Annotated in this window: 16 protein-coding genes; 4 read left to right on the plus strand and 12 right to left on the minus strand. The window is 67.8% G+C overall.

Translation table 11 applies throughout. From position 1 onward, the window contains the following. Position 1: 1 nt before the first annotated feature. The 12 genes from TSB10P1A_RS02170 to TSB10P1A_RS02225 all read right to left on the minus strand — a co-directional run bounded on the left by TSB10P1A_RS02170 (position 2) and on the right by TSB10P1A_RS02225 (position 12,276). On the minus strand, positions 2-865 hold the full coding sequence (locus TSB10P1A_RS02170) for a phytanoyl-CoA dioxygenase family protein (protein ID WP_186386269.1): 864 nt from the start codon (positions 863-865) through the stop codon (positions 2-4). A 99-nt stretch (positions 866-964) separates the two neighbouring features. Beyond that, complete coding sequence (locus TSB10P1A_RS02175) at positions 965-2,185, minus strand: phosphopentomutase (protein WP_186386270.1); 1,221 nt, start codon at positions 2,183-2,185, stop codon at positions 965-967. Positions 2,186-2,267: 82 nt separating this feature from the next. Further along, complete coding sequence (gene deoA / locus TSB10P1A_RS02180) at positions 2,268-3,590, minus strand: thymidine phosphorylase (protein WP_186386271.1); 1,323 nt, start codon at positions 3,588-3,590, stop codon at positions 2,268-2,270. Positions 3,591-3,594: 4 nt separating this feature from the next. Beyond that, complete coding sequence (gene deoC, locus TSB10P1A_RS02185) at positions 3,595-4,371, minus strand: deoxyribose-phosphate aldolase (RefSeq protein WP_186386272.1); 777 nt, start codon at positions 4,369-4,371, stop codon at positions 3,595-3,597. After that, positions 4,364-5,176 carry a purine-nucleoside phosphorylase gene (locus tag TSB10P1A_RS02190; RefSeq protein WP_186386273.1) on the minus strand — a complete coding sequence of 271 codons (813 nt, stop codon included), beginning with the start codon at positions 5,174-5,176 and terminating at the stop codon, positions 4,364-4,366. Before TSB10P1A_RS02190 ends, deoC begins: the two co-directional genes overlap by 8 nt. Then, entirely contained in the window at positions 5,173-5,583 is a 411-nt protein-coding gene (cdd, locus tag TSB10P1A_RS02195; protein WP_186386274.1) for a cytidine deaminase, read from the minus strand. Before cdd ends, TSB10P1A_RS02190 begins: the two co-directional genes overlap by 4 nt. Positions 5,584-5,606: 23 nt before the next feature. Continuing rightward, positions 5,607-6,575 (minus strand): ABC transporter permease, encoded by a 969-nt coding sequence (locus TSB10P1A_RS02200; protein WP_186386275.1) that lies wholly within the window; start codon positions 6,573-6,575, stop codon positions 5,607-5,609. A gap of 10 nt (positions 6,576-6,585) precedes the next feature. After that, a complete protein-coding gene (locus TSB10P1A_RS02205; protein ID WP_186386276.1) occupies positions 6,586-7,692 on the minus strand; it encodes an ABC transporter permease in 1,107 nt (368 codons plus the stop codon). Next, positions 7,689-9,227: an ABC transporter ATP-binding protein gene (locus TSB10P1A_RS02210; protein ID WP_186386277.1), complete on the minus strand. Its 1,539-nt coding sequence runs from the start codon at positions 9,225-9,227 to the stop codon at positions 7,689-7,691. Before TSB10P1A_RS02210 ends, TSB10P1A_RS02205 begins: the two co-directional genes overlap by 4 nt. Then, entirely contained in the window at positions 9,224-10,219 is a 996-nt protein-coding gene (locus TSB10P1A_RS23620) for a BMP family ABC transporter substrate-binding protein (RefSeq protein ID WP_186386278.1), read from the minus strand. Before TSB10P1A_RS23620 ends, TSB10P1A_RS02210 begins: the two co-directional genes overlap by 4 nt. Positions 10,220-10,297: 78 nt before the next feature. Next, positions 10,298-11,290: a BMP family protein gene (locus tag TSB10P1A_RS02220; RefSeq protein ID WP_186386290.1), complete on the minus strand. Its 993-nt coding sequence runs from the start codon at positions 11,288-11,290 to the stop codon at positions 10,298-10,300. 35 nt (positions 11,291-11,325) lie between these two features. After that, complete coding sequence (locus tag TSB10P1A_RS02225) at positions 11,326-12,276, minus strand: sugar-binding transcriptional regulator (RefSeq protein ID WP_186386279.1); 951 nt, start codon at positions 12,274-12,276, stop codon at positions 11,326-11,328. A gap of 623 nt (positions 12,277-12,899) precedes the next feature. On the opposite strand from TSB10P1A_RS02225, the gene TSB10P1A_RS02230 reads away from it, so the two are divergent. From TSB10P1A_RS02230 to hrpB, 4 genes are all read left to right on the plus strand, one after another. Beyond that, positions 12,900-13,760, plus strand: coding sequence for a DUF1194 domain-containing protein (locus TSB10P1A_RS02230; protein WP_208984753.1), 861 nt, complete (start codon positions 12,900-12,902; stop codon positions 13,758-13,760). 309 nt (positions 13,761-14,069) lie between these two features. Further along, complete coding sequence (locus TSB10P1A_RS02235; protein ID WP_256376642.1) at positions 14,070-14,510, plus strand: methylglyoxal synthase; 441 nt, start codon at positions 14,070-14,072, stop codon at positions 14,508-14,510. Continuing rightward, a complete protein-coding gene (glk, locus tag TSB10P1A_RS02240; RefSeq protein WP_186386280.1) occupies positions 14,510-15,565 on the plus strand; it encodes a glucokinase in 1,056 nt (351 codons plus the stop codon). The genes TSB10P1A_RS02235 and glk overlap by 1 nt, the downstream gene beginning before the upstream one ends. Next, positions 15,562-18,063 (plus strand): ATP-dependent helicase HrpB, encoded by a 2,502-nt coding sequence (hrpB, locus tag TSB10P1A_RS02245; RefSeq protein ID WP_186386281.1) that lies wholly within the window; start codon positions 15,562-15,564, stop codon positions 18,061-18,063. The genes glk and hrpB overlap by 4 nt, the downstream gene beginning before the upstream one ends. Positions 18,064-18,066: the final 3 nt, after the last annotated feature.

Below are 18,066 nucleotides of genomic sequence, written 5' to 3' on the forward strand. Positions count from 1 at the left end.
GTCAGAATCCGCGCATCGGGTTTTCCGGAGCGCGCAGCAGCCAGTTGTCGGGCGACCAGCGGGCGGCACCATCCACCAGATGCAACGCATAGGCATGGCGCGAGCGCGGCGAGCGGTTCGGTGCCGAGCGATGCGGCACCAGCCCGTGCAGCACCACCAGCGTGCCCTTGGGGGCGACCAGCGGCACGTCGCCGGCGAGCGGCGTGTCGTCGAGGCGCTCCATCACCAATGCATCGCCGTCATAGTGGAAGCGCTGGCGCAGCGGCGCCAGATGCCCACCCGGCCCGCCAAGCAGGCCGCCATTGGTCTCGTCCGCGTCTTCCAGCGCGAACCAGAAGCCGGTGCACGACAGCGGCTCGGTGTGCAGGAAGGTGGAATCCTGATGGCAATTGACCTCGCCGCCAATCTCCGGCGGCTTGAAGATATACATGGACTGGGCGAGCAGCGGCGCGGCAAGGCCGAGGCTCGCTGCGGTGCGGGCAAGCCGGGGATCGCGCGAGAACCGCTCGAACACCGGGTCGAGATCGTGCAGCGCGTGGCCGACCTTGTTGAGCGCCACATGCTTGTCGCGCTGCAGCCGGCCCTGTGCGTCGAACGCCTCCTCCTCGAAGAAGAAACGGATCTTGTCGCCGCTTTCGCGGAAATAGCGGTCGCGGGCGTGGCTCTGGGCACCGGTCTCGAAGACGGAGGCATGCTCGTCCGGATCGAAGGCGTCGATCAGCTCGGCCATGCGGGCCTTCAGCGCATCACATTCCTCCGCCGACTTGTAGCCGGTGAGCACCAGAAAGCCGTCCTGCGCATAGGCTTCCTTCATCTCCGGCGTCAAAACGCCATCCACTGGTGCGGAAAAGGACCGTGCGATCATGCGCGTCTCCATTTCGGGGCATCGGCAATGCCGAGTCGCCCCCGTCAGTCTACCGAGAGGATCGGACGGGCTCCAGTTCGACGGACCCCGCTCCCGATGTCAGAGGAAGGACGTGCCGTGCCGTCCCGGCGCCAGCCCCAGATGGGCGGCGATGCTCTCGCCGATGTCGGCGAACGTGTCGCGAACGCCGATCACCTTCGGCGAACCGCCCTCGATCAGACCGATCACCGGCACCCGCTCGCGGGTGTGGTCGGTGCCGCGCCAGGTCGGATCGCAGCCGTGATCGGCGGTGAGAAGCAGCAGGTCGCCCGGCCGCAGCCGCGCCAGCAACTCCGGCAGCCGGCGATCCAGGGCCTCAAGCGCGGCGGCATAGCCCGGCACGTCGCGGCGGTGACCGTAAAGGCTGTCGAAGTCGATATAATTGGCGAAGATCAGGTCTCCCTCGCCGGCCCTGTCCATCGCCTCCAGCGTGCGGTCGAACAGCGCGTCGTTGCCGGCCGCCTTCAACACTTCGGACACGCCCTGATGGGCGAAGATGTCGGAGATCTTGCCGATGGTCAGCGTCCGGCGACCGGCTTCGAGCGCACGGTCGAGCAGGGTCGGCTCCGGCGGCAGCACCGAATAGTCGCGCCGGTTGGCGGTGCGCTCGAAGCCGGACACGGCATCGCCGACGAAGGGCCGCGCGATCACGCGGCCGATATTGTAGGGATCGACCAGACGGCGGACGGTCTCGCAAAGCCGGTAGAGCCGCTCCAGGCCGAAATGCTGCTCATGCGCGGCGATCTGGAACACCGAGTCGGCGCTGGTGTAGCAGATCGGCTTGCCGGTCCGCACATGCTCCTCGCCGAGGTCGGCGATAATCACCGTGCCGGAGGCATGAGTGTCGCCGAGGATGCCGGGCAGGCCCGCCTCGCGGATGATCGCCTGCGTCAGTGCCGCCGGAAAGGTCGGCACCGTGTCCGGGAAATAGCCCCAGTCGAAAGCGACCGGAACGCCGGCGATCTCCCAGTGGCCGGACGGCGTGTCCTTGCCCCGCGACGTCTCGCTTGCGGTGCCGAAGATGCCGATCGGCTCAACCGATCCGTCCAGACCCGCCGGCACCTTGCCGGTCGCAAGCTGCGCCGCGCGGGCAAGGCCGAGCGCGGTCATGTTGGGCAGGGCAAGCGGACCGGAGCGCAGGCCTTCGCGGTCGCCCTCGCCCCGCATGCAGGCGCTCGCGATGTGGCCGAGCGTGTCGGAGCCCTCGTCGCCGAAGCGAGCGGCATCGGGTGCGCCACCGATGCCGAAACTGTCCAAGACGCACAGGATCGCGCGTGCCATGAGGTTTCCCCGTTGTCATTGTCGGGCGGTTGTGTCCCGCCCCGTTGCAGTTCCGAAACTCCGGTTGCCGATCCGGGCCGCCTCAGGCGGGCGGCGCGATCCGCTCCACGACGACGGGCCGATCCTCGACGTCGCGCGGCGCGCCGAGCCGATAGGCGGTGCGCACCGTCTCCGCCGCCCGGCGCGCCGACGCCTCGTCGGCGGCATGAACGATGGCAAGCGGGGCGTCGCTGTCGGCGGAATGGCCGATGCCGGCAAGGTGCACCAGGCCCACCGCCGGGTCGATTACATCGCTGGCCCGGCGGCGCCCGCCGCCGAGTTCGACGACGGCAACGCCGATGGCGCGCGCGTCGACGCCGACGACGGTGCCCGGCTCCTGCGGATAGACCGGCAGTTCCACCGGTGCGGCAGCGAGATAGGCTTCCGCCTTTTCGACGAAGTCCGCCGGGCCGCCAAGGGCCGAAACCATCCGGGCGAAGCGCTCGGCCGCCGCACCGCTGGCAAAAGCCTCCCGCATCTTCTCCGCCCCCTCCTGCGCATCGGCGCAGATCCCGCCAAGGACGAGCGCTTCGGCACCGAGCGCCACCGTGACGTCGAACAGACGGTTGTCGACCGCCCGCCCTGTCAGGAAGTCGACGGCATTGCGCATCTCGACCGCGTTGCCGGCGGCGGAGGCCAGCGGCTCATTCATGTCGGTCAGCAGCGCGCTCGTGCGGCAGCCGGCGCCATTGGCAACGGTCACAAGGCTTTCGGCCAGTGCCCTTGCCTGCTCCCGCGTCGCCATGAAGGCCCCCGTTCCCCATTTCACATCGAGGACGAGGCCCTGCAGGCCGGCGGCGAGTTTCTTCGACAGGATCGAGGCGGTGATGAGGTCGAGGCTTTCGACCGTGCCGGTCACATCGCGAATGCCGTAGAAGCGCTTGTCGGCCGGCGCGAGATCCGGCGTCTGACCGATTATCGCGCAGCCGACCTCGCGCACCACCTTGCGGAACAGTGCATTGTCGGGCTGCGTCTTGTAACCGGGGATGGCATCGAACTTGTCGAGCGTGCCGCCGGTATGGCCAAGGCCGCGGCCGGAGATCATCGGCACGGCCGCGCCGCAGGCGGCGAGCGCGGGGGCCAGCATCAGGGAGACATTATCGCCGACACCGCCCGTCGAGTGCTTGTCGAGGACCGGCGCGTCGATGTCGGACCAGTCCAGCACCGTGCCGCTGTCGCGCATCGCCAGTGTCAGCGCGACGCGCTCGTCCAGCGACAGTCCGCGGAAGAACACGGCCATGGCAAGCGCCGCCACCTGCCCTTCCGAGACGCTATCGTCGGTCAATCCCTTGATGAAGAAGGCGATCTCTTCGGGGGCGAGCGTGCCGCCGTCGCGCTTCTTGCGGATCAGTTCCTGCGCCAGCATGGGGTCAGTATCCTTTGGCGGTGGTCGGTTCGCGCCCGTCGAGCGCGGCAAGCAGGGCATCAAGCAGGCCGCTCGCGCCGAAACGGAAATGCGGGGCCGAAACCCAGTTCGCCCCCAGGATACGGTCGGCGATCGCCAGATAGGCCGCCGCATCCGCGACGGTGCGAATGCCGCCGGCAGGCTTGAAGCCGATCTCGGGACCGCCCTCGCGCCGCACTTCCTCGATGACCGTCAGCATGATCTCCGCCGCTTCCGGGGTGGCGTTGACCTTCACCTTGCCGGTCGAGGTCTTGATGAAATCGGCGCCGGCGGCAATCGCCAGCAGAGAGGCGGCATGGACGAGCAGCGCATCGCCAATCTCGCCGGTCTCCAGGATCACCTTCAGCAGCCGGTCGCCGCAGGCCTCGCGCACCTTGCGGATCTGCGTCTCGGCGAAGCCGCGCCGGCCGGCGAGCAGGGCGCGATAGGGCATGACCAGGTCGATCTCGTCGGCGCCGGCGGCAATCGCCTGGCGGGTCTCGGCGACGACGGCCAGCGTGTCGTCGCCGCCTTGCGGGAAGTTGACGACGGTTGCCACGCGCACACCGGAGCCGGCGAGCAGGGTCGCGGCCTGGGCGACGAAGCGCGGCCAGATACAGACCGCTGCGACGGGACCATGGGGTGTCACCGCGCGGGCACACAGCGTGTCGATGTCGGCCGTTGTGCAGGTGTCGTCGAGATTGGTCAGATCGACCAGCGGCAGCGCGCGCCGCGCCACCTCGGCGGAGGTCATATCAGGCATTTCCAAGGTCCTTGACGAAGCGGCGGATCAGCCGCTTCAGCGCGTCGACGGCCATCAGCGCGGTCGACTTGGTTTCTTCATGCGACAGGCCGTGCGCCTGCAGGCCCGCACCATAGTTGGTGATGGTGGAGATCGCGGCAACGCGCAGGCCGAGATAGCGGGCCAGGATCACCTCCGGCACCGTCGACATGCCGACCGCGTCCGCACCCAGGAGTTTCGCCATGCGGATTTCCGCAGGCGTCTCGAAGGAGGGGCCGGAGAACCACATGTAGACGCCTTCGCCGAGCGCGATCTCCTCTTCCGTCGCGAGCGTCTTCAGGCGCGCGCGAAGGTCAGGATCGTAGGCGGCGCTCATGTCGAGAAAGCGGCGATCGCTTTCCTCGCCGATCAAGGGGTTGAGGCCCGACCAGTTGATGTGGTCGCTGATCAGCATCGGCGTGCCGGGGGCGAACTCCTGACGCAGGGACCCGGCCGCGTTGGTGAGCAGCAGCGTGTCGCAGCCGAGCGCCTTCAGCGTCTCCAAGGGTGTACGCATGACGTCGGCGCCGCCGCCCTCGTAGTAATGGGCGCGGCCGGAGAGCACGACCACCGGCACCTCGCCGAGGCGACCGGCGACCAGTTCGCTGCCATGCGAGGAAACGGAGGAGACCGGAAAGCCCGTGAGCTTGGAATAGGGGATGCGGACGGCGTCCTCGACCTCCTCGGCCAATTGGCCGAGGCCGGAGCCCAGCACCATTGCGACGCGGTAATCGCCCGGTCTTGCGGCGCGGACCGTTTCCGCGCATTCCGGCCCGTAGCCGCTCATATATCCCTCTCCTCGTCCTTGAGAACGAACCGGGCCGGCAACAGTTCCGCCATGGTCAGCGTGCGGCGCAGCCCGGTGTCGTCGCAGATGTGCACCGGCACATCGTCGCCGGCGAATTCGGCAAGTCTCTGGCGGCAGCCGCCGCAGGGGGTGCACAGCGCCGCCTTTGCGGTGACCAGCACTTCGACCACGTCGCCCGGCCGGCCGCCGGCGGCCACCATGGCACCGAGTGCAGTGGTCTCGGCGCACCAGCCTTCGGGAAAGCTGGCGTTTTCCACATTGCAGCCGGCGAAGATCCGACCATCCCGGGTGGCGAGGGCGGCGCCGACGCGAAAACCGGAGTATTTCGCATGCGCATTCTCGCGGGCCGCGCTGGCGGCAGCGAACAACTCGTCGAAACGGCTCATGTCATCCTCCTTGCCGGCACCGCTCAGCTACGTTCCTTGACATAGGCGACGCCGCCGGCGCGAGGGGGAACCGCCTTGCCGATGAAACCGGCCAGCAGCACCACGGTGAGGATGTAGGGAAGCGCCTGGATCGCCTGCACCGGCACCTCGCCGATGCCCGGCACCTGCTGGCCCTGCAGGCGGATCGCCACCGCATCGAGGAAGCCGAAGAGCAGGCAGGCGAACATCACCGGCACCGGCTTCCACTTGGCGAAGATCAGCGCCGCCAGCGCGATGAAACCCTTGCCGGCCGTCATGTTGGCGATGAAGCTCGCCGACTGGCCGATGGAGAGATAGGTGCCGGCGATGCCGCACAGGATGCCGGTACAGATCACCGCGCGGTAGCGCAGCCAGGTGACGGAGATGCCGGCCGTATCGACCGCGCCGGGATTCTCGCCGACCGCGCGCAGGCGCAGGCCGAAGCGGGTGCGATAGAGCACCCACCAGGAGAAGGGGACCGCAAGGAAGGCCACATAGACCAGGATGTTGTGACCCGACACGAGCTCGTAATAGATCAGGCCGATCACCGGCACATCGCGCAGGCTCTCCGCCAGCGGCAAGGTCAGTTCTCCGAAGCGGCCACCTCCGCTCACGGACGGCGTGCGCCCGCCCTGGCCGAACCAGGCCTGGCCGAGCAGCGCCGTCAGGCCGATCGCCAGGAAGTTGATGGCAACGCCGGAGACGATCTGGTTGCCCCGATTGGTGATGCAGGCAAAGCCATGCACCAGAGCCAGCGCCACCGAGATGACGATGCCGGCGGCAAGACCGATCCAGGCGGAGCCGCTGAGCGCTGCTGCCGTCCCGGCGGCGAAGGCCGCCCCCAGCATCTTGCCTTCGAGGCCGATGTCGAAGACGCCGGAACGCTCGGAATAGAGCCCGGCAAGGGCAGCCAGCAGCAGCGGCGTGGAAAGCCGTGCGGTGCTGTCGAGGACGAAGATCAGGGTTTCGAACATGGCTTCCCCCTCACGCCGCCGGAGCCGGCCGGGCGGCCAGCACGCCGAAGATGCGCAGCAGCGCCGGGCGGAACATGTGCTCCAGCGCGCCGGCGAACAGGATCACCAGACCCTGGATGACGACGATCATGTCGCGGGTGATCGCCGGCATCTCGAAGGCAAGTTCCGCCCCGCCCTGATAGAGCATGCCGAACAGGATGGCGGCGAAGACGATGCCGACAGGATGCGCACGGCCCATCAGCGCAACGGCAATGCCGACGAAGCCGTAGCCGGAGACGAACTCGATCAGCAGCCGGTGCTGGGAGCCCATGATCTCGTTGATCGCCATCATGCCGGCAAGACCGCCGGACATCAGCATGGTGACCACGGTGATGCGCAGCGGCGAGATTCCGGCATAGACGGCGGCGACCGGATTGGCGCCGAAGGTGCGGATCTCGTAGCCGAGCCGGGTCCGCCAGACGATCACCCAGACCAGCAGGCAGGCGGCGAGCGCCAGCAGGAACGAGAAGTTCACCGGCGCGGAGCCGAAATTGGTCCCCGGCAACACGTCCTGCAGCAGCGGCAGGCGGCCGCCACTCTCGAACGTGCGGGTCTCCGGCTGCATCGACCCGCGTTTCGACAGAAGGTTGACCAGCAGGTAGACCATCAGCGAGGCGGCGATGAAGTTGAACATGATAGTCGTGATGACGACGTGACTGCCGCGCTTGGCCTGCAGGATCGCCGGGATGAAGGCCCAGGCCGCGCCGAAGGCGGCAGCCCCCGCGACCGCGAATGGCAGCGTCACCCACCACGGCACATAGCGATCGAGCGCAAGGCACGCCAGGGCGACGCCGAGACCGCCAAGATAGGCCTGCCCCTCGCCGCCGATGTTGAACAGGCCCGCATGGAAGGCAATCGCGACGGCAAGGCCCGTGAAGATGAAATTGGTCGCGTAGAACAGGGTGAAGCCGATGCCCTCGTTCCAGCCGAGCGAGCCCCAGACCAGAACCTTGACCGCCTCGACCGGGTTCTCGCCGATCAAGAGCACCACCAGGCCCGAGACCAGGAAGGCGGCGGCGACATTGAGTGCCGGCATCAGCCCGTAATCGACCCAGCGCGGAAGCTGCCCCGCCGTCATTCCGCCGCCTCCTGTCCACTGGCGCCCGCCATCAGCAGGCCCAGCTCGCTTTCCGCCGTTTCGGGTGCTCGTTCGCCGACAACCTTGCCGTCGAACATGACCAGCACCCGGTCGGCCAGCGCCCGGATCTCGTCGAGTTCGACCGAGACCAGCAGGACGCCCTTGCCGGCGTCGCGCAGGGCGACGATACGCTTGTGAATGAACTCGATGGCGCCGATGTCGACACCGCGCGTCGGCTGGCCGACGAGCAGGATGACCGGGTCGCGCTCGATTTCGCGCGCCAGCACGATCTTCTGCTGGTTGCCGCCGGAGAAATTGGCGGTCTTCAGCATGCACTCGGCCGGGCGGATGTCGTATTTCTCGATCTCGGTCTTCGCCGCCTTGCGGATCCGATCGAAGTCGAGGAAGGGACCGCGCCCATAGGCCGGGTCGCGGTGATAGCCGAGAATGGCGTTCTCGCATTCGGGAAAGCGGGTCACCAGTCCCATCCGGTGGCGGTCTTCCGGCACATGCGCGAGCCCGAGCCCGCGCATTGCGGCGGGATCCGTGCCGCCTTGCGTCAGATCCACCCGGGTCCCGTCGACCGTGACGGTGCCCGATATCACCGCGCGGATGCCGGCGATCGCTTCCAGCAGTTCGGACTGGCCGTTGCCGGACACGCCGGCAATGCCGACGATCTCGCCGGCGCGCACCTCCAGCGAGACATTGCGCACCACATCAACGCCGCGCGCGTCGCGCACTGTCAGGTTCTCCACCGTCAGAACCGGACGGCCGGGCTGGGCCGGTCCCTTCTCGACTTCCAGCAGGACGCGGCGGCCGACCATCAGTTCGGCAAGCTCGCCCATCGAGGTCTTCGACGTCTGCCGCGTCGCGACGATCTCGCCGCGCCGCATGACGGAGACCTCGTCGGTCACGGCCATGATCTCGCGCAGCTTGTGGGTGATCAGCAGCACCGTCTTTCCCTCGTCGCGCAGCACGCGGAGAATGCGGAAGAGGTGATCGGCTTCCGCCGGGGTCAACACGCCCGTCGGCTCGTCGAGGATCAGGATGTCGGCGCTGCGGAACAGCGCCTTGAGGATCTCCACCCGCTGCTGCAGGCCGACGGGAAGGTCCTCGATCAGCGCGTCGGGATCGACCTTGAGATCGTAGTCGTCGGCAAGGCGCTTCAGCTCGGCCCTGGCCTTCGACATCCCGCCGGCGAGCAGAGCGCCGCCTTCGGCGCCGAGAATGACGTTCTCAAGCACGGTGAAGTTCTCCACCAGCATAAAGTGCTGGTGGACCATGCCGATGCCCAGCGCGATCGCTGCCTGGCTGGAGGGAATGGAGACCTTCCTGCCGTCGACGCGGATCTCACCGGAATCGGCGTGATAGAAGCCGTAGAGGATCGACATCAGCGTCGACTTGCCGGCACCGTTCTCGCCGACAATGCCGTGGATCGAGCCCTTCTTGACCTTCAGGTGGATGTCCTTGTTGGCGTGGACCTGTCCGAAGCGCTTGTCGACGCCGACGAGTTCGATGGCAAGCTGGTCGCTCACAGCGGACACTCCCCGTCGCTGACCGCGTCGTGCACGGTGATCGTGCCGTCGGCGATCCTGGCGGCCGCCTCGCCGGCCGCCGCCTCCATCTGCGCGGTGACGAGCGCGCGGTTGTTGTCGTCGATCACCCAGTCCATGCCGCCCTCCGCCAGGCCAAGCACCTCGAGGCCGGCGCTCCATGTGCCCGCCTGCGTGTCGGCGAAGTTGCGATAGACGGCAACATCGACGCGCTTGCGGATCGAGGTAAGGATGTGGCCGGGGTGCAGGCCGTTCTGATTGCTGTCGGTGCCGATGCCGAGAACGCCGGCATCGGCCACGGCCTGCAGCACACCGATGCCGGTGCCGCCCGCGGCCTGGATGATGACATCGGCGCCGCGCTTGATCTGGCCACGCGCAAGCTCCGCGCCGCGCGCCGGATCGGCAAAGGCCGCCGGCGTGTCGCCGGTCATGTTGAAGAGAACCCGTATGTCGGGCGAAACGGATGCCGCTCCCTGACGGTAGCCGCACAGGAACCGGCGAATGATCGGGATATCCATGCCGCCGACGAAGCCGATGGTCCCGGTTTTCGACGCCATCGCGGCCAGCAGGCCGGCGATATAAGAGCCCTCATGCTCGCGAAAGACGACGGAGCGCACGTTCGGTGCCTCGACCACCATGTCGATGATCGAGAAATTCGTTTGCGGATAGTCCTTGGCCGCCGCCGCGACCGCCGCCGCCTGATTGAAGCCAATGGCAACCACCGGCTCCGCCCCGCGCGCGGCAAAGCCCCGCAGCGCCTGCAGGCTGTCGGCATCGCGAGCAATCTCGAAGTCCCGATAGGGTTCGCCGGTGTCGGCGGCAAACCGCTCGGCGCCACGGAAGGCGGCTTCGTTGAACGAGCCGTCGAACTTGCCGCCGACGGAATAGACGAGCACCGGCTCACCCGCCGCGGGTGTCGCGGCAAGACCCGCCGCAAGGGCAAGGATCGCAACCGTTTTCAGGATAGGCGTCATCACCGCTGTCCCGCATCGCCAGCCCCGAAATGGGGCGGCATGCGCCGCAGGCCCTGCCCGCGGCGCATGCCTGTCACCTCAGAAGGGGCAGCTTTCGCTCGCCATGTAGTCATGGACGACGATCTTGCCGGAGATGATGTCGGCCTTGGCCTGGTCGACCGCCGCCTTCATGTCGTCGGTGATCAGCGGTTCGTTGTGCTCGTCGAGAGCCCAGTCGACACCGCCCTCGGCAAGGCCGAGCGAATAGATGCCCGAGGTCCAGTTGCCGTCCTTGGCGTCGGTGAAGGCCTTCTCGACGGCAATGTCGACACGCTTCAGCATGGAGGTCAGCACCTTGCCCGGATGCAGGGCGTTCTGGTTGCTGTCGACACCGATGCCGAGCTTGCCGGCATCGGCCGTCGCCTGCAGCACGCCGAGGCCGGTGGCACCGGCGGCGTGATAGATCACGTCGGCGCCGCGGTCGATCTGCGACTTGGCAAGCTCGCCACCCTTGGCCGGGTCGTTGAAGGCCGCGCCCGTCGAGCCGGTCATGTTCTCGAAGATCTCGGTATCGGCGTTGGTCTCCTTGACGCCCTGCTTGTAGCCGCAGGCGAACTTGCGGATGAGCTGGATGTCCATGCCGCCAACAAAGCCGACCTTGCCACTTTCCGACGCCATCGCCGCCAGCTTGCCGACGATGTAGGAGCCTTCATGCTCCTTGAAGAGGATCGAGCGGACGTTCGGCAGGTCGACGACCATGTCGACGATGGCGAACTTGGTGTCGGGGAATTCCGCCGCCACCTTTTCCAGCGCGTTGGCATGCAGGAAGCCGATGGCGATCACCGGATTGGCGCCGCGACGGGCGAAATTGCGCAGCGCCTGCTCGCGCTGGCTGTCGTTCTGGATCTCGAAGTCGCGATAGTCGATGCCGGTCTCGGACTTGAACTTCTCCGCGCCGATGAACGCCGCCTCGTTGAAGGACTTGTCGTACTTGCCGCCGAGGTCATAGACGACCGCCGGCTGGATATCCTGAGCCAGCGCCGTACCGGCGAGCAGGACCGCCGCCGCGGCCCCGAGAATCACGCTTTTCATCACCATGACTTACCTCCACCTGTTTCCCGCCGGCCTCATGCCGAGCGGGCTTGTCTGGTTCCTTCCGCGACGGCCAGGGCTCGCCCCAGGTTCTCGTCGACGATCAGGTCCGTGATCAGCCCCGCGCGCAGGGCGGCGCGCGTTGCCTCAAGCTTGCCGAGCCCGCCGGCCAGCGCGACGATACGCGCGCCCCGAACAGCCTCGAAGGGCAGTCCGACGGCCTTGTCGCCCAGCTTTGCGGGCACGAGACGTCCGTCGCGACCGATAAACCGGCCCATCAGGTCGCAGACCGCGCCGGTGGCGATCAGGTCGCGCTGCTCCTCGCGCGAGATCAGGTCGCGGCTGATGAGATGGCCGTCATCCTCGACCGAGCCGATGCCGATGACGAACAGGTCCGAGGCGCGGGCCCGCTGCAGCAGCGCCTGCACGCTGCGCTGGCCGAGGAACGTGTCGCGCTCGGCAACACTCTCGGCGAGATAGGGGACGGGCAGGTAATAGCCCTCGCCGCCGGTGCGCTCGGCCAGTTGCTGGACGACATCGAACGGATTGGCGGAGAGCTTGCGGGTCAGCGAGCCGGAAATCGACACGATGCTGAGATCCGGACGCTGGATGCGCGGCATCATCTCGACTGCGGCCTTGAGGGTGCGGCCCATGCCGACGCCGAGCTGGACGAGCGAGGGATTGCCAAGCAGACTGGCAAGATGCGGGCCTGCAACCTCGGCAATCGCGCGGATGGCCGAGGCGTCGTCGCAGTTGCCGATGTCCGGAGCGACCAGGCAGGAGGACAGGCCATGGGCATCCGCCAGCGCCGCCTCGATCTCCAGGCAGTCGGACGGACGGCCGACGATCTGGAAGCGGACGAGACCGGTCTTCTGGGCGTGGGCGATGAGCCGGTGGACCCTGGCGGTCGAAATGCCGAGGCGCGTGGCGATCTCGCCCTGCGTCGCACCGCCGACAAAGGACATCCACGCGGCGCGGATCGCCATGTCTGTTGTCCAGTCGCCTGCCTGCATGCCCGTTCCCGTCGTCCCCGCCTGCTGGGACGGCCGCCGCGCGGCACCTGCCGCGTCGGAACGAAATGCCGGACCCCTCGCCTGTGGCTGAAAATTTCTTCAGCTCTTGAGATTTCTTTCAATCAGACTGCATGAGCGCCCGACCAAGGTCAAGCACGTTCGCAACAAGCCGCAGTGGAAGACGGCAGTTTCCTCGTTTCCCGGCAAATCCTGCCTGGCCGCCGGCAGGATTTGCCTGGATTTCTTGCAGAATGGCCCTATTTGCCGAAAGGAAGGGCAGTTGTCCGAGTGATGGGCGCTGCGCGCCCCCTGCGTGAGGAACGCCGGAGGGAATCGTTAACCGGCTGAGCGGGATCGAGTTTCGCAAGGCGCACAGATTGCGGCTCGCGAACCAACCCGGCAAAACGGTTTCCCTTGGCGAAAACACCAGGTTTCCGCAGCGTCTGGCACGGCTCTTGCTCATTGCCGGTTATCGCCAGAGCGCCGGAAGGAAGCCGCAGACCTGCGGTCGGGAGAGGGAACGGACGCGAGATAAGGCACGAACGAGGAGCGTCGGACAAGGCAGGAGCCCTTCACCGGTTGAAGGAGTTTCGACCATGTGCGTGCCAGTTCTCTCCCCGAAGGCAGGACAGACCCTGCCTGCCCGCATCGCCGGAACGCGTCACGTGCTCGCCGGCTGGATCGTCTGCGTCATGGCTCTCGCCAATCCGGCGGCCGCTGCCGGCAACGCCTCCGTCTTCGGATACGGCTACGATCCCGAGCGCGAGGTCGACGTCGAACTCGTGCTGGCCGTCGACATTTCCCAGTCGATGGACAAGGAAGAGCAGGAGATCCAGCGGGCCGGTTATGTGGCGGCCCTGACCTCGCCCGAGGTCGTCGACGCGATCCGCTACGGCCCGACCGGGCGCATCGCCATCGCATATATGGAATGGGGCAGCGCCAGCGACCAGTTCATCGTCGCGGACTGGTCCGTGATCAGCGACCACGCCTCGGCGGCGGCCTTCGCCGCAAAGATCGCCGAAGCCCCCTTGCGGCAAAGCCAGAGAACCTCGATCTCCGCCGCCATCGCTCATTCCGTCGCGATGATGGCAACGAGCGACTATCAGGGCCTGCGCAAGGTCATCGACATTTCCGGCGATGGTCCCAACAACCAGGGCGGCAAGGTCAGCATCTTCCGCGACCAGGCGATCGCCGCCGGCATCACCATCAACGGACTGCCGCTAATGCTGAAGGCGGATCGCGACACCTGGCAGGCCATGCTGAACGTCGACCACTATTATGAGGACTGCGTGATCGGCGGACCCGGGCATTTCTCCATACCGGTGCGCTCGCGCGAGCAGTTTGCCGATGCGATCCGCATGAAGCTGGTGCTGGAGATCGCGGGGCTGATGCCGGAGCGGCCGCTCGTGCACCGGGCAAGCAGCCGCAAGCCGGTCAATTGCGGACTCTATGATTGAGCAGCTCCGGCCGGGTGACGCCCCCTTGCAAGGAGCGGCTTTCAACCCGGCGCGTAAGCGGGTACATCCTAGTCATCCGAATCTGAAGTTCGTCACAGTTCATGGCATGCTCCGTACGAACTTCAGTTTCAAAAGGATGACTAGCAAGTTTATGTTTCTAGTGTGGCTTTCGAATTTGAAATACGCTCTGGGTGTGCTGTCAAAATGAGGCGTATTTCAAATTCACCACACTAGGCTCAGGATCCGTATCCGCTTGTCCGCCACCGCCAGAGACCACGCAGGATCGCCTTGACCGGAACCGCGAGCCCCTTGCCCGACACACGTCCCGCCAAGCCGTCGCTGGCGCTGGTCGCCCATGATGCCCGCAAGGACGAGATGGTCGCCTTTGCCAAGGCGCATGAGGACAAGCTTGGCTCCTTCCGCCTAGTGGCGACCGGGACCACCGGCGGGCGCATTCTCGAGGCCTGTCCGAGCCTGGTGATCGAGCGGCTGAAGAGCGGCCCGCTCGGCGGCGACCAGCAGATCGGCGCGATGATCGCGGAAGGTCGGCTGCAAGGGCTCATCTTCCTCGTCGATCCCTTGTCGCCCATGCCGCATGATGTCGACGTCAAGGCGTTGATGCGCCTTGCTCTTGTCTACAACATCCCGATGGCGCTGAACCGGGCAACGGCCGATATCCTGCTGCGCTCGGCGCGCCTTGCCGGCCTTCCGACCACTTCGACCACTCCCGAAATCTTCCCCCAGGCCTGATGACCCTGTCCCCGCCCAGCCTTCGCGGTTTCCGCTTTCCCGTGCTCGTCGCCGATATCGGCGGCACCAATGCCCGTTTCGCGATCGTCACCGACACCCATGCCGCGACGAAGGTCTACGGCTCCGTGCCCACCGCCGATTTCCCCGGCCTTGCCGAGGCGGCGATCGCGACGGTGCTCGACCACACCTCGGTCATGCCGCGTACGGCCGTGCTCGCGGTGGCGGGGCCGGTCACCGGCGACCGCATTCCCATGACCAACGCCGACTGGGTGATCGAGCCGCGCGAGTTGATCCGCCGGCTCGGCCTGGAAAGCGTCGTGGTGCTCAACGACTTCGAGGCGCAGGCACTGGCCCTGCCCGGCCTTGCCGGCGACGACATCCGCCAGATCGGCGGCGGAACGGCACAGGCGAACGGCGCCAAGGTGGTGCTGGGGCCGGGCACCGGCCTCGGCGCGGCGGCCATGATCCATACCGCCGGCACCTGGGTCCCGATCCCGGGCGAAGGCGGCCACATGGAACTCGGTCCCGTCTCCGAGACGGACTATCGGGTCTGGCCGCATATCGAGCGGCAGGAGGGGCGCATCGGTGCCGAACGCATCATCAGCGGAGCCGGCCTGCTGCGCCTGTCGCGGGCCGTGGCGGCGGAAGCCGCGACCCACCGCGCCTTCGAGCGGCCCAGCGACGTGACCGAGGCGGCCGACGGCGGCGACGAGATCGCCCTGCGCACCATGGACATCTTCGTGCGGGCGCTGGGGCGGGTGGCCGGCGACTTCGCCCTCACCTTCCTCGCGCGCGGCGGCGTCTTCCTCGGCGGCGGCATTCCCGGCCGCATCGACACCTATCTGGCGCATCCCGCCTTCCGCGCCTCGTTCGAGGCGAAGGCTCCGCATTCGGCGCTGCTTGCCTCGATCCCGACCTTCCTGGTGCGCCATAGCAACCCGGCGCTGGAGGGGCTTGCAAGCTTCGCCCGTACCCCGACGCTGTTTGCCGTCGAGCTTGCCGGACGGCACTGGAGCGCCGACGACGCCATGGGCTCCGCCGCGACACCGCAATGAGCAAGGCTGCCGCAACGCGGCCACCGCTTCCCATCGATGCGGTGCTGCCGGATCTGCTTGCCGTACTGGAAGCGCATACCGCCTGCGTGCTGGTGGCCGAACCCGGCGCCGGCAAGACGACGATGGTGCCGCTGGCCCTGCTCAATGCGACATGGCGCGACGACGGGCGCATCATCGTGCTGGAGCCCCGCCGGCTCGCGGCCCGCGCGGCGGCTGCCCGGATGGCGTCGCTGCTTGGCGAGGAGGTCGGCGGACGGGTCGGCCTCAGGGTGCGGCTGGAGACGAAAGTCTCCGCCCGAACGCGCATCGAAGTGGTCACCGAAGGCGTCTTCACCCGGATGATCCTCGAGGATCCCGAGCTTGCGGGCGTTGCCTGCATCCTCTTCGACGAGTTTCACGAGCGCTCGCTGGACGGCGATCTCGGCCTTGCGCTCGCCCTCGATGCGCAAGGGGCGCTGCGCGAGGACCTGCGCATCGTGCCGATGTCCGCGACCATCGATGCCGCAGGCGTCGCCAGCCATCTCGGCGGCGTGCCGGTGATCCATTGCGAGGGACGCAGCTTTCCGGTCGAGACCCGCTATCTCGGACGCGATGGCGACCGCGACATCGCGGCTCAGGTCGCGGGGGCGGTGCGCAAGGCACTGGCGGAGGAGAGCGGCTCGATCCTCGCCTTCCTGCCCGGTCAGGGCGAGATCCGCCGCGCGGCGGAGATGCTCCTGCCGCCCCTGCCCGCCGATACCGACCTCGCTCCCCTCTACGGTGCTCTCACCGGCGCGGAACAGAGTGCCGCCATTCGTCCGGCGGCGAGCGGCCGGCGCAAGGTGGTGCTGGCCACCTCAATCGCCCAGACCTCGCTGACCATCGAGGGCGTGCGGGTCGTCATCGACAGCGGCCTTGCCCGCGTGCCGGTCCATGAGCCGGCGACCGGTCTCACCCGGCTCGCGACTGTGCGGGCCTCGCGCGCCGCCGCCGACCAGCGGCGCGGCCGCGCCGGACGCATGGAGCCGGGCATCTGCTACCGGCTGTGGGACGAGGCGCAGACCGCCTCGCTGCCCGCCGACGACAGGCCCGAAATCCTGGAGGCGGACCTTTCCAGCCTGGCGCTCGACCTTGCCGCCTGGGGCGTCAGCGATCCCGCCAGCCTGCGCTTTCCCGACCAGCCGCCGGCGGCCGCCTGGAACGAGGCAGTCGCCCTGTTGCAGCGGCTCGAAGCGCTCGACGGCACGGGGCGGCTGACGGCGGAGGGCGAGCGCATGCGCGCGCTGCCGCTGGCGCCTCGGCTGGCGCATATGCTGGTGCGGGCGGCGGAAACGGGAGAGAGCCGGCTTGCTTGCGAGACCGCGGCCCTGCTCTCCGAACAGGGACTCGGCGGGCGCTCGGCGGATCTTCGCCACCGCCTGATGGATTTTCGCCGCGCCCGCGATCCGCGCAGCACAGCCGCGCGCGGCATGGCCCAGCGCTGGCAATCGCTGATCGACAAGGGGCCGAGCGCGAAGACGACTTCGATGGCAGCAGGCGACACGGAAGCGGCCGGCAGGCTGCTGGCGCTCGCCTATCCCGACCGGGTGGCGCAGGCGCAGGACGGGCGCGGCGGTTTCCGCATGGCCAATGGCCGGGGCGGGCGCGTCGACGAGGCCGATCCGCTGGCGCGCGAGCCGTTCCTCGTCGTCGCCGACCTGCAGGGCAATGCCGCGCGCGGCCGCATCCTGCTCGGCGCTCCAATCACGCGCGAGGAGATCGAGCAGCTTTTCGCCGGCGAAATCGAGGACGAGGTGCAGGTCGCCTGCGAGGCCTCGGGCTCTGTGCGAGCACGGCGGCTGCGCCGCCTTCGCCGGCTGGTGCTGCGCGAAGCTGTCGAGCCCAATCCCGATCCGGATGCCGTCGCCGCGGCTCTCCTTGCCTTCCTCAAGACACGCGGCGCCCGCGCCCTGCCCTGGAGCAAGGCCCAGGCGGCCCTGCGCGCCCGCGTCGTGACTTTGCGAGGGCTATTGCCGGCTGCCGAGGCCGAGGCCTGGCCGGATCTTGGCGACGATGCCTTGAGCGAAACGATGGAGGTTTGGCTCGGCCCCTATCTCGCGGGCCTGCGCAGCACCTCCGCGCTCGACGCCGAGATGCTGGGCAATGCGCTCGCCGCCCTGCTGCCGCAGCACCGGCTGGGCGAGCTCGACCGCTTGCTGCCGACCCATTTCGCCGCCCCGTCCGGCTCGCATGTCCCGATCGACTACGACCGCGAGGAAGGGCCGACGCTGCCCATCCGGGTGCAGGAGCTTTTCGGCCTCGACCGGCATCCGGCGATTGCGGGAGGCAGCGTGCCGCTGATCCTGGAACTGCTGTCGCCGGCCCACCGGCCGATCCAGATCACCCGCGACCTGCCGGGCTTCTGGCGCGGCTCCTGGGCAGCGGTAAAGGCCGAGATGAAGGGCCGCTACCCCAAGCACCCCTGGCCGGACGACCCGCTTTCCGCCCCGGCGACCAACCGGGCCAAGCCGCGCAAGTAGCAC

The organism is Stappia sp. TSB10P1A (assembly GCF_900185725.1).
Classification (GTDB): Bacteria; Pseudomonadota; Alphaproteobacteria; order Rhizobiales; family Stappiaceae; genus Stappia.

Excerpts from the sequence above, each read along its gene's own strand:
- TSB10P1A_RS02170 (WP_186386269.1), bottom strand. The coding sequence starts at position 865 with ATGATCGCACGGTCCTTTTCCGCACCAGTGGATGGCGTTTTGACGCCG.
- TSB10P1A_RS02225 (WP_186386279.1), bottom strand. The coding sequence starts at position 12,276 with ATGGCGATCCGCGCCGCGTGGATGTCCTTTGTCGGCGGTGCGACGCAG.
- TSB10P1A_RS23620 (WP_186386278.1), bottom strand. The coding sequence starts at position 10,219 with ATGACGCCTATCCTGAAAACGGTTGCGATCCTTGCCCTTGCGGCGGGT.
- glk (WP_186386280.1), top strand. The coding sequence starts at position 14,510 with ATGACCCTGTCCCCGCCCAGCCTTCGCGGTTTCCGCTTTCCCGTGCTC.
- TSB10P1A_RS02230 (WP_208984753.1), top strand. The coding sequence starts at position 12,900 with ATGTGCGTGCCAGTTCTCTCCCCGAAGGCAGGACAGACCCTGCCTGCC.
- TSB10P1A_RS02190 (WP_186386273.1), bottom strand. The coding sequence starts at position 5,176 with ATGAGCGGCTACGGGCCGGAATGCGCGGAAACGGTCCGCGCCGCAAGA.
- deoA (WP_186386271.1), bottom strand. The coding sequence starts at position 3,590 with ATGCTGGCGCAGGAACTGATCCGCAAGAAGCGCGACGGCGGCACGCTC.
- TSB10P1A_RS02175 (WP_186386270.1), bottom strand. The coding sequence starts at position 2,185 with ATGGCACGCGCGATCCTGTGCGTCTTGGACAGTTTCGGCATCGGTGGC.
- hrpB (WP_186386281.1), top strand. The coding sequence starts at position 15,562 with ATGAGCAAGGCTGCCGCAACGCGGCCACCGCTTCCCATCGATGCGGTG.
- deoC (WP_186386272.1), bottom strand. The coding sequence starts at position 4,371 with ATGCCTGATATGACCTCCGCCGAGGTGGCGCGGCGCGCGCTGCCGCTG.
- TSB10P1A_RS02220 (WP_186386290.1), bottom strand. The coding sequence starts at position 11,290 with ATGAAAAGCGTGATTCTCGGGGCCGCGGCGGCGGTCCTGCTCGCCGGT.
- cdd (WP_186386274.1), bottom strand. The coding sequence starts at position 5,583 with ATGAGCCGTTTCGACGAGTTGTTCGCTGCCGCCAGCGCGGCCCGCGAG.
- TSB10P1A_RS02205 (WP_186386276.1), bottom strand. The coding sequence starts at position 7,692 with ATGACGGCGGGGCAGCTTCCGCGCTGGGTCGATTACGGGCTGATGCCG.
- TSB10P1A_RS02200 (WP_186386275.1), bottom strand. The coding sequence starts at position 6,575 with ATGTTCGAAACCCTGATCTTCGTCCTCGACAGCACCGCACGGCTTTCC.